Here is a 12,509-nt window from a genome sequence, read left to right as displayed (position 1 = left end):
ATGATGGAAACGAATCGTCAGTGGGTTTAATCACCCAAGACATTCGCCTGAAGCCTCGGGCGATCAAAAGCGTCAGACAGACTCGATGACTGCGTTATCATGTAGAGCGATTGGCATGATGAACAAAGACCGAGGCATCTCGATCAAAGCATCGACCAGGGCGCAAACGCCCCACAACCACGCACCAGGAGAAGGGCGATGAGCACGGCGGACCCACTCATCCTTTTTGGTTTGGCACACATGAGCAGCGTACTCGTCATCGCCGCGGTCGGGATCGGGCTACCCCTGCTGGCGCGCCGAACATCGAGCCTCGCGGCCCAATACCGAGTTGGGCTCTTCATCGCAGCCCTTTTGATCGCTCAGGAAGGCTTTCATATCTGGCTGTTGACAAACCACTATGATCGGCACTTGAGCAGCCTGCTGCCACTGCATCTTTGCGGACTTTCGGTCCTGCTTACGGCGTGGACCCTCGCGGCGCGGTCGTATTCGGCCTACGAGATCGTCTATTTCTGGGCGTGGGGCGGGACCCTTCAGGCGCTCTTCACACCGGATCTGGACAGGGGATTTCCGGACCCGGCCTTCATTGCCTTTTTTCTCGGGCATGGGCTCGTCATTGTCGGCGTCCTTTACGCAACCTTCGTCTATCGTTTCAGGCCGAGACTCGCGTCCATCTTCAAATCCATCGGGGTCTTGCTGCTCGTGGTTGCCGTTGTGGCCCCGATCAACCTCTTGTTGGGTACCAACTATCTCTTCCTGTGCAGCAAACCCGAGCAGGCATCCCTGATGGATTATCTCGGCCCTTGGCCTTGGTACATCCTGAGCCTAGCCGGACTGGCAGTGGTCTCGAGCTTCGTCTATTACCTGCCGTTCCTGATCGGAGATATCGTCGCGGCGAAGTCGCGTGCGAAACGGCTGTCGCCGCCTTCATCGATACTCTGACGCGGGTGACATCTCGCGGGTGACCGGTCTCAAACGGCGCACAGGCTGCGCGCAGACGCCGGGGAATGGACAGAACCGGGACTGTCCGCGGGTAGCGGGTCGAGCCAGGCACGCACGCCGGGGTTCAATCCAAACGCCGCCTCCGCCGCGACACCGCCCGCAGGATCCGGTAGGCAAAACGGGATTCCCATCTGCGCCGCCGCAATCGCAACACCGACCAAGGCGGCGATCTCGGGACGTCCGCGACAGCGCAGAGCGTCATAGGGGTCGAAGCAAACGGGGCACTCCGGGAGACATCGAGCGCGACAGGTCAGCTCATGCGTCGCACAGTGTGCAGATGCGTCGGTCGTGCGGAGCCACCACTCGATCGCAGGGCGCACCGACGGGGCCACGCCGATCAGGCGCGTGACCCCTGCGAGCTTGGCGCGCTCGGCCGCGTGGCGGCCGGCGCTCAAGGCAACGTCCAAGCGGTGTTTGTCGAGTTGACAGGTCACCCAACACTGCGGATTCTCGCCGCAGATCCATGGATGAACCGTGGCGCGACCGCTCGAACACATCTCGGAGCCGGCCCGCAGCCGAAGGATCTCGATTTCGAGGTCCGTGTCGTCTTCGGGACACCTCAGGTGATGCCCGACGGTGGACCGATTGCAGACCGCGACCCGCACCTGATCCTCGCCCGAGTATGAAAACGCGTCGGCATCGGAATCGAGCTCGACAAACAAGACCCGCGTACCGCTCGCGCACGACGGCGCGGTATCGATGAGCACCGGGGCCTCCGCTCGGGTTGCGCCGAGATCATTCGGCCCACTGTTGCCGACCGAGCCTGACCGCTCGCCATGACCGAGACCGCCATCGGATGCGTGCGACCCCCCGGGGCGATCGCGATGCGCCGCCGGGACGCTCAACCAGCCCGGTCTCAAACGGTACCGTCCGGACGCTCGAGCCAGTCCAGACCCGGCTGCAGGCGCGCAAGATCGCCTCGGAAGCGATTGATGACGAATCCGACCACCCTCGCCCGCTCGCTCGGCGCGAGCAATGCCAGCGTGCGGCCGATCTCGCCGCCGTCGGGGGTCACGGCGCTGTTCAGGGCCATGTTCCGAGGCTTACAGGGTGCGACCTTGACACCGCGTCGGCGACTTGCCGAAACACATCCCCGGGCGCGCATGCAGCCAGACACCGCAGCCCCGACTCAAGCCGCGCCCAGCCCGCCTCGGCACCCGGCAGACCGAAGCGAAGACTCGGCGGTGCCTCGAATCGCCGCACCCAGATCCCCTGCCGTGCCAGTCGATCCTGGATGGCCGGAGCCTCCGCCGTGCAGACCCATTGAAACAGATCGGTTCCGCCCGTCGGCGCAAGACCGTAATCGGACAAGAGCGCCGCGAGCCGGGCGGAGGCCCGGCGCAGTGATGCGCGGGTCGCCTCCTGCCAGGGCGAATCGGTCAAGGCGAGCCGCGCAACATGGCGGGCCGGGCCACTCAGTGTCCAGGGTCCTAGCCGCGAACGCAGCGCCTCGCACAAATCAGCCGTGCCGAGCACGAACCCGACACGCACCCCGGCGAGCCCGTAGAACTTGCCCAACGAACGCAGCACGATCAAACCCGGCCGAGCGGTGTAGGAGGCGAGGCTCTCCTGCGGGGTCGAGTCCATGAATGCCTCGTCGACGAGAAGCCAGCCGCCCCGTGCGGCGAGCCGCGCATGCCAGTCGAGCAACCGACTCACCGACCAGCGTCGACCCGTTGGGTTGTTCGGGTTGATGACGAGCAGGACGTCGAGGCTGTCCGGACCCGTACCTGGCTCGTCACCGGGGTCTCCGTCCTCGAGCCGGACCAGGGTGTGGCAGGCGCGCTGCCACGCCTGCGCATGCTCCTGATAGCCCACCGTCGGCACGCCAACGCGTCCGGGCGACCGCAGTTGGGGCAAGGCTTGGATCGCGGCCTGTGAACCGGCGACCGGGAGGAGCCCTGGGGCGCCGTAACACCACGCAGCCGCTTCCTCCAAGCCATCGTCTTCTTCCGGCAGCCGTGCCCATGCGGTGCCGGGCACCTCGGGCACGGGCCAGCCGTCGGGATTGATGCCGGTCGAGAGATCCAACCAATCCTGCACTGGGATGCGGTAGCGCGCCGCAGCCTCGCGCAGACGCCCACCGTGCTGCAGAGGCGGCGACGTCGGAGCGAGCGATCCGTCAGTAGGCAGGCAACGTGCAATCATCGCGTCAATCTGCCAGCGGGGTCGGTTCTGTGCAAGCGCACAAGCCGCCGACATTGATGATGCAGGGGCCTTTCATTTAGACTTATCGGCCAGGTTGCGGGTACGCTGCACTCGACGCGACGGCGAACCTGGATCCGGTTTCAGCCCTCCGCAGCGTCGCGGCGACGGGTTCGGCCGAACCACAACCAGCGAGACGGGCGGCCCCGCCGAGGTCATGATGCACATCGTCGACGCCTTATCGGATCGGGCCGAGCGCGGCTCGCTTCGAACACTCGACCCGCGTCTGCGCATCATCGTCGCGACCCTGTTCGCCTTGGTCGTGGTCTCCCTGTCGGGTCTCGCGACACTCTTGACGGCGTTGGGCTTGGCCCTCTCGGTGATGCTCGCGGCGAGTCTGCCGGCCGGCCCGACCCTGCGACGGATGGCTGCGATGGACGGCTTTATGCTGTTGGTCCTCTTGCTGCTGCCCTTCACCGTGCCGGGCGCGCCGCTCTTCGAATGGGGCGGATTCACCGCAAGCGCCGAGGGATTGATCAAGGCCGTCGAGATCCTGCTCAAAGCCAACGCCGTCGTCCTCGTGCTCTTGGCCTTGGTCGGCAGCCTTGATGCGGTCACGCTCGGACACGCCTTGGCGCGCCTGCGGGTGCCGACGAACCTGGTCCAGCTGCTCTTCTTTACAGTGCGTTACATCGGCGTCATCGGCGAGGAATATGCCCGCCTGCGCATCGCCATGCGCGCGCGCGGTTTTCGGCCGGCAAACACCCTCCACACCTATCGAAGCATCGGATATCTCGTCGGGATGCTCTTGGTGCGCAGCCTCGAACGTTCGGAGCGTATCCTCGCGGCGATGCGTTGCCGTGGCTTCCAGGGTCGCTTTCATCTGCTCGACGACTTCGCCTACGGCCGAGCCGACGCCTTCTTCGCCGGTCTTGCCGCCCTCGCCTGTTCCGGATTGCTGATCATGGATATTGCGGATGCCGCGGCTGTTTGAGCTGACCGGGATCCGCTTCGCCTATCCCGGCCGCCCGCCGGTGCTGAACGGTCTGAGCCTGACGCTCGACGAGGGCGAGCGCATCACCCTGATTGGGCCCAACGGGGCCGGGAAGAGCACGCTCCTGCACATCATGGTCGGACTGTTGCGTCCGCAGGCTGGGACGCTTGTCGCATTCGGCGCACCGCGGAGACACGAGCGGGATTTCCACGAGGTTCGACGGCGTGCCGGCCTGGTCTTCCAGGATCCGGACGATCAACTCTTTTGTCCGACGGTGGCGGAGGACATCGCATTCGGGCCGCTCAATCTCGGCAAATCCAAGGACGAGGTCCTGGAGATCGTCGATCGCACGCTTGTGCACCTGGACTTGACTCATCTGCGCGATCGCGTGACGCACAAGCTCTCCGGCGGCGAGAAACGTCTAGTGAGCCTCGCCACGGTTCTGGCGATGGAACCGGATGTCCTCTTGCTCGACGAGCCCGGGAACGGGCTCGACGAGGAGACGCGGGAGCGCCTGACGACCATCCTGAACGCCCTCCCGCAGGCGTTGGTGGTGATCTCGCACGACGCCCGTTTCAGACGCGCCGTCACCAGCCATCAATACCGGATCCACGACGGACGGATCGGCCCGTCGGAGGCGCACGGCACCCACGTCGCCGGCGGTGCGGTCCAGCCCTGAGTCGCTGAACGGCGCAGGAGGCGCTCACTCGGTCTGTTCGCCGTCCAACCCGATCGGGCTGTAGTGGATCCGCACGGCCTTCCAAAAGGCGTCGGCCGCAAGGACCATCAGGAACCCGCGCGCATCGACACCAACAAGCCGACGCGGTCCGCCGAATGGCCCGCTCGGCGGCCAGCGGTCAGGGGGCAAAGGTGAAAGATCAAAGGTTGGTCGCACCCGTGCGGATCCAGTCGATCAGGACCTGCAATAGCAGACCGGTCCCGTCCATCAGGTCCCCGAGGGTCGCGACCAAACGATCGGCAGCAACGACGGCAAACTGCGACACGTTTTCCGCCGGCAGCACACCCCGATCGAGCGCAGGCGCAAACCATGCCAACACGGCGACGACGGCCAGCATCGCGAGACTGCTCCGCGGATCGGCCAGACTGAAGGGCTTGAGCGCAGTCCCGAACGACCGTTTGACCCGACTGTTCAGGAGATCGACGCTGTAGAGCTCGTCCAGGACGAGGTGCGTCAGATAGCCGATCCCGACCATGAGGCCGGCGATCCAGGCCGACTCAGCGGACCGGTCCATCGTCCAATAGGCGATGTTGACGGTCGCCAGCGCCGCCGCGGCGATCCCGAGCCAGGAATGCCAGATGCCGCGATGGACCGTCGCACGGGTAAAGATCTCGATGATCAGATAGCGCACGCAGAGAAAAACGCCGACCCAGATGAGCGCGACTTCCAGCGGAAGAAACGTGCCGATCAGCGGGAGCGTCATGGCGAAGGCGACCGCAACCCCGAGCACATTGAAGAAGGCTCGCACGGGCTTGGAGGCATCGGCATCAATGTCCGGAAGGAGACTCCCGACCACGCCCAGTGCAAAATAGTCGAGCGTCGCGCCCTGCTCGACCAATCCGGCGCCGTGCAAGCCGAGCACCGCGGTCACACTCACGAAGATGCCGCCGTTGAGATGAGTCTGGAAATTGGCCATGCGCGATCGTGGTTCCGGGAACAGAGGGGTCCGATTGCCGGCCCCGAATCCCGCAAAGACTAACAGGGAGGAGGCTCAAACGGTGAGCCTGCCCCTTCGATTTACGACAGGATCATCAGGTGATGCCCTTTCCCGATCCCAACCCGTCAAATGACTTCCTGTGCGAGCATGCCCGACTCCTTTGCACCAGCTATCGACGCCTCACGGGGCGCGATCTGATCGATCCCGACTTGGACGACCGCGAGGCCGCCCGGCTTCTGTTCGAGGCGCCCTTTGCGCTCTTGTCGCACAATGCCGACCCGGATCCAATCCTGACCTACGGCAACCGAAGGGTCCTGAGTCTGTTCGAGCTCAATTGGGAGCAGTTGACACGGATGCCTTCGCGCTTGACCGCCGAGGCTCCGGATCGGGAGGAGCGCGCGCGCTTGCTTGCGCAGGTGACGGCGCATGGCTTCATCGACCACTACAGCGGGGTGCGGGTATCCTCTAGCGGTCGGCGGTTTCGCATCGAGAGTGCGGTCGTTTGGAACCTGATCGATGAAGAGGGGATGTCTCTCGGGCAGGCGGCGACTTTTGGATCCGTGCAGACGCTCGTTTGATCCAAGCCGCGCGCCGCGCGATCGGCCTTGTGTGATGGGTAGCGGTTAGTAGTTAGTGGTTAGTAGTTAGTGGTTAGTAGTTAGTGGTTAGTGGGGTGGACGAGCGAAAGCTAAGGCGAACTCCGGGAATCCTTATACCAGTCGCGTAGGTTGTGCCGAGCCGTGCGAGGCACAACCAAACATCGGCACAAGTTGTGCCTCCTATCGTCAGCACAACCTACGGTATGGAATTTTGCGGAAATCGCCTAAGTCCACCGAGCCGTACGCCGTTGCTGGTGAACTACGCTGGGCCACCCTACCGCTGTGGTCAATCAGTCACACACACCTGGATCCACTGTTTTCGGAGATTGGCGACATGTCGGGATCCCCTTTCACCATCGCACTTGTGCAGGAAACCGATCAGGGAAGCGTTGCGGCAAATCTCGACGCCTGCGAGCGGGGAGTCATCGAAGCCGTCGCGGGCGGTGCGCGTCTCGTTCTGCTCCAGGAACTGCATAACAGCGCCTACTTCTGCCAGATCGAGGACCCGGCCAACTTCGATCTCGCCGAGTCGATCCCGGGTCCCAGCACCGAGCGACTCGGCGCGCTGGCGAGCGAGCTCGGCGTGGTCATTGTCGCCTCGCTGTTCGAGCGCCGCGCCCCCGGGCTCTATCACAACACCGCGGTGGTCCTGGACAGCGACGGCCGACTCGCCGGGGTCTACCGCAAGATGCACATCCCGGACGATCCAGGCTACTACGAGAAGTTCTATTTCACGCCCGGCGACCTCGGCTTCGAGCCGATCGACACCTCGGTCGGGCGCCTAGGCGTGCTGGTCTGTTGGGATCAATGGTATCCGGAGGCTGCACGTCTGATGGCGTTGGCCGGGGCGGACATCCTGCTCTACCCGACCGCGATCGGCTGGGATCCGAACGATACCCCGCAAGAGCAGGCCCGCCAACGCGAGGCCTGGATCGGGATCCAGCGCAGCCACGCGATCGCGAACGCCCTGCCCGTCGCGGCTTGCAATCGGGTCGGGTTCGAGCCGGATCCGAGCGGCGCGACCTCCGGCGCACGGTTCTGGGGCCACTCCTTCGTCTGCGGCCCTCAAGGCGAGATCCTCGCACAGGCCGGCGACCAGAGCCCGGAGATCCTGCTCGCGCAGATCGAACCGGGCCGCACCGAGCAGGTCCGCCGACTCTGGCCCTTCTTGCGCGACCGCCGCATCGACGCCTACGGCGAGCTGACCCTCCGCTATCGGGACCGCTAACCCGCCAGATTCAATCCCTCACCGTCTCGAATCGAAACGGAGCCGCCAAAATCCCGTCGGCCGTGTGGACCAACACCCTCACCTCCCACTCCATGCGCGCACGCACGCATACCGGCAAGGTCCCCTGCCCTGCGTAGACGCCTGGACCTGCCGGCTCCAGCGCTGCGCGGTTGTACCCCATATTCATGTCGACACCCGCGAAATCGACCTCCACCGCACGAACGTCGAAGCCGGTCGTCTGCACGATAAGCCGCAGCGGCGTCACGACCGGGATACTTTGCGGCTCGATTGCAAAGCGCAGGCTCCCCCCGCCGGCAAACCGCGCATCACAGGGTCCGGCACGCAGATCACAGCTCGGATCGAGCGGTGCGACCTCAGCCAGTGTCGGATTCAGCAGCGGCCAGGCTTTATAGAGTGCGACCGCGACGACGGCGACGAGCAGCAGACCGGCGGCGGCCCAGAGCAGCGCCGTGGGGCGTCCGGGCGAGGAGGTCTCAGTCATGGCCTGTTGCCTCGGTTTCATTGGAGCCAGGGAAAAATGAAGGATCGATGACCTGTTCAGACCGATAGGGACAACTTTGGGGGAGCTCGCTCTCGTCCATCCCCGTTTCATCGGCCGCCCACCGCACGGCGCTCTCGTAGGCATCCACGAGCAGATCTGTCAGACGAGGCCTCAGGCTCGGGCTGTCGTTCAAGAGTTTGGCGACCTGCTTGCGCTGCTCGATCAAGGTCCGCTGCCAACTCTTGGAGCGTTGCTCGGGCTGGTGTTCCCATTTGAGCAGGTGAACCAGCAGCACCACCAGACGATGTTCCAAGGCTCGACGCTCACTCTTGCCCATCGACTCCACTTCCTCCGCAAGATGCAGCGTGTCGATCTCGGCATAGCGCCCTTCGCGCAACAGGCGAGCGGTCTGCATGGACCAGTCGTATAGATCTCGGTCGTAAAGCGTTTGAGACATGATGACGGGCTCCGGCCTCGAATGCCTTGAAGTGTGAGGGTGAATCTTCCCGAACGCCAGATCATTCAAGAAAGACACTCACCCTCGCCGCTGCGCCGCGGGCGTCGACGACCGAGATGGCAACATAACCGGGGCCGTCGGGCGTCCATTGCGCGGTTCGCGCGTAGGGTTCGCGCACGACCGGGGCACCGTCAACGAACCAGGTGAAGGGCGGGGTACCGTCGCGAACCCGCAGGACCAGATCGGCGGCCCGACCTCGACCGAGTCCCAGCTCGACGCGCGCGCCATCGGGCGGATAGGCGATCTGCGGGGCGTGGGCGCCGCCGCGCGACGCGGCGCGTGGATCCTGAACGCGACGCAGCGGCGGGGGTAGCTCCGCCGAGGTCGTACTCAGGATGCCGGGGGGCGCAGAAGGGAGCGGGGTCGTCGGACCGAGATGCGCAAACACCTCGACCAGCACGGGTGCGGCGGCATCGATGCCGGCGAGTCCGGGCACGGGCGCTCCGTCGGGACGACCGACCCAGACGCCGGCCACATGGCGCCCGTCGAACCCGATCGCCCAGGCATCGCGGTAGCCGTAGGAGGTTCCGGTCTTGAAGGCGAGCACACCGGGCGCGCTGTTGGTCGGTGCCGGCGCACCGGCGAGGATCGAGGCGACATACCAGGCCGCGCGCGCCTCGAGCACGGGCGCCCCGGCATCCGCGGCGATGCCGAGCGATCCAGATTCCGCGCCTTGTTCGTCGAGGGTGTCCCGCAAGGTCACAGGGCGACCCCCGCGCACAATCGCCGCATAGATACCGACAAGTTCCGTCAGGGACAGGCCGACCCCGCCCAAGCCGACCGCGAGACCGGGCGGACTCAGATCGGGAAGCACCGGATGCGCACCGGCGCGGCGCATCCGCGCGACCAGCCGCGCCGGCCCGACCGCATCCAGCAGCTTGACCGCCGGGATGTTGAGCGAGAGCTGCAGCGCCCGACGCACCGTGACCGTCCCCTGGAAACCCAGGTCGAAGTTCGCCGGGACATAGCCGCCGAAGGCGCTCGGGCGATCCTCGATCAGGCTTTCGGGATGGGCCCGACCGTCTTCGAATGCGAGCCCGTAGATCAGTGGCTTGAGTGCCGAGCCCGGCGATCGGACCGCGCGCGTCATGTCGACATGACCCTGCCGAGCCGTCTCGAAAAGACCGGCTGAGCCCACGCTTGCGAGGATCTCGCCGCGCCCGTGATCGGCGACCAGGATCCCCATCGAGACCCGCGGACCGAGTGCGGCGGCACGCGCGTTCGCGAGCTGCTCGAGGCGTTCCTGCAGACCGGCATCCAGCGTCAGGCGATGGACCGCGCGCTCGGGCTGCGCGCGTCTGAGTCGATCGGTGAGATGCGCCGCCAGCATGGGGGCATCCAGGCGCGCGGTCGGGATAGGCTCGGCGCGGGCCGCGGCCGCCTCGTCCGCATCGATAACGCCGGCCAGACGCACATGCTCGAGCACCCGATCGCGCGCCCGACGGGCGGCATCGGGGTGGCGATCCGGCCGGCGTGTCTCCGGCGACTGCGGCAATGCGACGAGCAACGCCGCCTCGGCCGGCGTCAGGCGTCGCGGTTCCTTGCCGTGCCACGCGAGCGAGGCCGAGCGCACACCTTCGAGGTTGCCGCCGTAGGGGGCGAGGGTGAGATAAGTTTGCAGGATGGTGCGCTTGTCGAGCTTTCGCTCCAGCCAGAGTGCGGTGCGGATCTGCCGGAGCTTGCCGCCGGCATCCCGTGTCGAGCGCGTCTCCAGCAGACGCGCCAGCTGCATGGTGAGGGTCGATCCGCCGGACCGGATGCCTCCCTGGCTCAGGAGCTGCCAGCCGGCGCGCATAAGTGCGAGTGTATCGACACCCGAATGCGACTCGAATCGGCGGTCTTCGTAGGCCAGAAGCATCGCCACATAGGTCGGATCGACCGCATCCAGATCGACCGGCAGACGCCAGCGTCCGTCGGCGACCGTGAAGGCGCGCAGCAAACGCCCGTCGCGATCCAGCATCAGGGTCGAGGTCGCCGTCCGCATGTCCGGCTGCGACGTTGTCTCGATCAGGGCATCCCATCCCGCTCGACCGCCCACCAGCAGGAGCAAGACGGCGCCGAGGATCGCAAGTACCTTGATCAGTGCGCCGTTCACCGAGACCTCGCATGCCATGTCACGGTGAAACCTTCTTCTTCAGCCGTCAATAGGGCCGTTGCGTCCTTGGGCCCCTAGCTCCGAATCGCTCGGCTGCGCGTCCGCAACCAGCAGCCCGGCGCGCGCAAAGATGCCGAGCAAACGCTCGAGACTGGCCGGTGCGATCTGCTCCGACCGGCCTTCGCCCTGGCCCGGCGACCCCAGCGCCGCAGCCAATTCCGGGTCGGTCCGGATCTCGGCCGCAAGGTCCGTCAACAGGCCGTTCAGATCGCGCGTGCCGTCGAGCAGCATAAGCAGCCGGGCGGATAAGGCATCGAGCCCGAGACTGCGGTGGCGCACGCTCGCAACATGCCCCTCCCCGGATGCCGCTTGAGCACGGGCCAAGGGCGTGGCCCGAGGCCGTTCGCCGACCTGGTGCGGCCAACGGGCGGCGCGTTGGGTCAGGCCGATCCCTTGGGAGATATAGAGGTTGAAGAGCTCGCTCAGACAGGCGTCCCGGTCGTTCGCATAGCGCCGCCCGCTGGTCCCTGCGACCTCTTTCGCCGCCGCCTCCATGAGAGGCCCCAACGGCATCGCATTCGGATAGACCAGCGCGAGACCTTCCAGAACGGCCTTGGTCAAGGGATGCTCCACCTGCAGACGACCACCGTCCGCCGTGGCATAGTCCTGACGCTTCACGCGGTTCAGATGGACCCGCTGCAAGGGGGTCAGGTCGGCATGGACCGAGAAGTCATACAGACGCTCCAGATCGATCTCCAGACAGGGCTGCGCGTCTGCGCGCACCAAGAGGGTCTGTCGGAAGGCCCGCAGGCGCAGGAAGTCCATGTACTGCTCCTGCACGAGCTGATCGCCGAGCCCGTCGAGCGCGGCCTCTGCCGCCGCCCCGAGTGTGGAGGCGAACATCGTGTGCAGCTTGGACTCGGCGAGGAAGGCGAGGCCGTGACGGCGCGCCCGCGCCATGACGTCGCTGAACAGCTCCGGACTGTTCGTCTCTTCCAGATACTCATGATAGAGATAGCTCGGTCGCGCGGTGCGCAGGTACTCGACCTCGCGTCGCAGCGTCTCGGCTTCGGGTCGTGGCTGACCGTCCGGATGCTTGGCCGACACGCCTCGGGCGAGTCGATCGAGCAGATCGCGCGCGCGGCTCAAACGCTCGCCGGGCGCCGTCGCGCCGCGGCAGTGGAACAGAAGCATGTCGCGCAACATGCCGCGCTGGCGCCAGCCCGGCAAGACGTTGTAGCTGACATAGGCGATCCCGCGCTCGCTCAGGAGCCGACCGCAGAGGTGCAGGATGTGCTCCTTGACCACCTCCGGAACCCAGGAATAGACCCCGTGGACCAGGATGAAGTCGAACGGGGCTTGCGTCTCGTCGACATCGAGAATGTCCTGATGGAGCAGACGCAGATTGGTCAGGCCCAGCTCGGTGATCATGGCCTGTCCGCGCCGGGCCTGCTCGGCGGAGAGCTCGACCCCGACGAGCTCGCTCCAAGGCAGATGAAAGGCCATGGGGATCAGATTGCCGCCGCTCGCCGCACCCAGCTCCAAGACCCGGCAGTGCTCCGGATCCGCCGTGGTCAGACCGAGCAGCGTGCCGAGGGTCGCGAGATAGTCCGGATGCGTCTCCGGGATCGCGAAGCTCTCGTAGGGGATTTGGTCGTAGCTGTCGAGCGTCGTCATGGATGTCGAACCGGGAAGCGCTGTTGATCTGTCGAAAGGGGTGCGTACAGCCTAAGTGACATGTCAGCAATAGAATG

14 protein-coding genes are annotated in these 12,509 nt (G+C 65.6%); 5 read left to right on the top strand and 9 right to left on the bottom strand.

The window, feature by feature from the left end:
* Positions 1 to 198 precede the first annotated feature (198 nt).
* Positions 199 to 939, top strand: a complete 741-nt coding sequence (locus AADX97_RS13370) for a TIGR02206 family membrane protein (protein WP_374233813.1) — start codon at positions 199 to 201, stop codon at positions 937 to 939.
* 29 nt (positions 940 to 968) lie between these two features.
* Here the strand turns inward: AADX97_RS13370 and AADX97_RS13365 are convergent, their stop codons facing one another.
* From AADX97_RS13365 to cobD, 3 genes are all read right to left on the bottom strand, one after another.
* Positions 969 to 1,706, bottom strand: coding sequence for a nicotinate-nucleotide--dimethylbenzimidazole phosphoribosyltransferase (locus tag AADX97_RS13365; protein WP_374233812.1), 738 nt, complete (start codon positions 1,704 to 1,706; stop codon positions 969 to 971).
* A gap of 149 nt (positions 1,707 to 1,855) precedes the next feature.
* Complete coding sequence (locus tag AADX97_RS13360) at positions 1,856 to 2,032, bottom strand: hypothetical protein (protein ID WP_374233853.1); 177 nt, start codon at positions 2,030 to 2,032, stop codon at positions 1,856 to 1,858.
* Positions 2,023 to 3,147, bottom strand: coding sequence for a threonine-phosphate decarboxylase CobD (gene cobD, locus AADX97_RS13355; protein WP_374233811.1), 1,125 nt, complete (start codon positions 3,145 to 3,147; stop codon positions 2,023 to 2,025). The genes AADX97_RS13360 and cobD overlap by 10 nt, the downstream gene beginning before the upstream one ends.
* Before the next feature lie 217 nt (positions 3,148 to 3,364).
* Here cobD and cbiQ point away from each other — a divergent pair, with 217 nt between their 5' ends.
* Together cbiQ and AADX97_RS13345 are read left to right on the top strand one after the other, a co-directional pair.
* Entirely contained in the window at positions 3,365 to 4,138 is a 774-nt protein-coding gene (cbiQ, locus tag AADX97_RS13350; RefSeq protein ID WP_374239300.1) for a cobalt ECF transporter T component CbiQ, read from the top strand.
* A complete protein-coding gene (locus tag AADX97_RS13345; protein ID WP_374233809.1) occupies positions 4,122 to 4,817 on the top strand; it encodes an energy-coupling factor ABC transporter ATP-binding protein in 696 nt (231 codons plus the stop codon). The genes cbiQ and AADX97_RS13345 overlap by 17 nt, the downstream gene beginning before the upstream one ends.
* Before the next feature lie 24 nt (positions 4,818 to 4,841).
* Here the strand turns inward: AADX97_RS13345 and AADX97_RS13340 are convergent, their stop codons facing one another.
* Positions 4,842 to 5,033, bottom strand: coding sequence for a hypothetical protein (locus tag AADX97_RS13340; RefSeq protein ID WP_374233808.1), 192 nt, complete (start codon positions 5,031 to 5,033; stop codon positions 4,842 to 4,844).
* On the bottom strand, positions 5,017 to 5,793 hold the full coding sequence (locus AADX97_RS13335) for a metal-dependent hydrolase (protein ID WP_374233807.1): 777 nt from the start codon (positions 5,791 to 5,793) through the stop codon (positions 5,017 to 5,019). The genes AADX97_RS13340 and AADX97_RS13335 overlap by 17 nt, the downstream gene beginning before the upstream one ends.
* 122 nt (positions 5,794 to 5,915) lie before the next feature.
* On the opposite strand from AADX97_RS13335, the gene AADX97_RS13330 reads away from it, so the two are divergent.
* A complete protein-coding gene (locus AADX97_RS13330; RefSeq protein ID WP_374233806.1) occupies positions 5,916 to 6,392 on the top strand; it encodes an MEKHLA domain-containing protein in 477 nt (158 codons plus the stop codon).
* A 355-nt stretch (positions 6,393 to 6,747) separates the two neighbouring features.
* The gene (locus tag AADX97_RS13325) at positions 6,748 to 7,641 is read left to right on the top strand and encodes a carbon-nitrogen hydrolase (RefSeq protein ID WP_374233805.1); all 894 of its coding nucleotides are present in this window, start codon (positions 6,748 to 6,750) and stop codon (positions 7,639 to 7,641) included.
* Between the two features lie 10 nt (positions 7,642 to 7,651).
* Here AADX97_RS13325 and AADX97_RS13320 read toward each other — a convergent pair whose 3' ends face one another.
* The 4 genes from AADX97_RS13320 to AADX97_RS13305 all read right to left on the bottom strand — a co-directional run bounded on the left by AADX97_RS13320 (position 7,652) and on the right by AADX97_RS13305 (position 12,432).
* Positions 7,652 to 8,143 (bottom strand): hypothetical protein, encoded by a 492-nt coding sequence (locus tag AADX97_RS13320; protein WP_374233804.1) that lies wholly within the window; start codon positions 8,141 to 8,143, stop codon positions 7,652 to 7,654.
* Complete coding sequence (locus AADX97_RS13315; RefSeq protein ID WP_374233802.1) at positions 8,136 to 8,600, bottom strand: DUF29 domain-containing protein; 465 nt, start codon at positions 8,598 to 8,600, stop codon at positions 8,136 to 8,138. Before AADX97_RS13315 ends, AADX97_RS13320 begins: the two co-directional genes overlap by 8 nt.
* Before the next feature lie 61 nt (positions 8,601 to 8,661).
* Positions 8,662 to 10,773, bottom strand: coding sequence for a penicillin-binding protein 1C (gene pbpC / locus AADX97_RS13310; protein ID WP_374233801.1), 2,112 nt, complete (start codon positions 10,771 to 10,773; stop codon positions 8,662 to 8,664).
* A gap of 21 nt (positions 10,774 to 10,794) precedes the next feature.
* Entirely contained in the window at positions 10,795 to 12,432 is a 1,638-nt protein-coding gene (locus tag AADX97_RS13305; protein ID WP_374233800.1) for a methyltransferase regulatory domain-containing protein, read from the bottom strand.
* Positions 12,433 to 12,509 lie beyond the last annotated feature (77 nt).

Source organism: Thiocapsa sp. C2-2m, from assembly GCF_041903745.1.
GTDB lineage: Bacteria > Pseudomonadota > Gammaproteobacteria > Chromatiales > Chromatiaceae > Thiocapsa > Thiocapsa roseilacustris.
Note: the sequence above shows the minus strand (reverse complement) of the source record. Positions and strands in the feature narration are given on the sequence as shown.

Coding starts and splice junctions, on each gene's coding strand:
- AADX97_RS13370 (WP_374233813.1), top strand. CDS start 199: ATGAGCACGGCGGACCCACTCATCCTTTTTGGTTTGGCACACATGAGC.
- AADX97_RS13360 (WP_374233853.1), bottom strand. CDS start 2,032: ATGGCCCTGAACAGCGCCGTGACCCCCGACGGCGGCGAGATCGGCCGC.
- cobD (WP_374233811.1), bottom strand. CDS start 3,147: ATGATTGCACGTTGCCTGCCTACTGACGGATCGCTCGCTCCGACGTCG.
- cbiQ (WP_374239300.1), top strand. CDS start 3,365: ATGCACATCGTCGACGCCTTATCGGATCGGGCCGAGCGCGGCTCGCTT.
- AADX97_RS13345 (WP_374233809.1), top strand. CDS start 4,122: ATGCCGCGGCTGTTTGAGCTGACCGGGATCCGCTTCGCCTATCCCGGC.
- AADX97_RS13335 (WP_374233807.1), bottom strand. CDS start 5,793: ATGGCCAATTTCCAGACTCATCTCAACGGCGGCATCTTCGTGAGTGTG.
- AADX97_RS13330 (WP_374233806.1), top strand. CDS start 5,916: ATGCCCTTTCCCGATCCCAACCCGTCAAATGACTTCCTGTGCGAGCAT.
- AADX97_RS13325 (WP_374233805.1), top strand. CDS start 6,748: ATGTCGGGATCCCCTTTCACCATCGCACTTGTGCAGGAAACCGATCAG.
- AADX97_RS13320 (WP_374233804.1), bottom strand. CDS start 8,143: ATGACTGAGACCTCCTCGCCCGGACGCCCCACGGCGCTGCTCTGGGCC.
- AADX97_RS13315 (WP_374233802.1), bottom strand. CDS start 8,600: ATGTCTCAAACGCTTTACGACCGAGATCTATACGACTGGTCCATGCAG.
- pbpC (WP_374233801.1), bottom strand. CDS start 10,773: ATGGCATGCGAGGTCTCGGTGAACGGCGCACTGATCAAGGTACTTGCG.
- AADX97_RS13305 (WP_374233800.1), bottom strand. CDS start 12,432: ATGACGACGCTCGACAGCTACGACCAAATCCCCTACGAGAGCTTCGCG.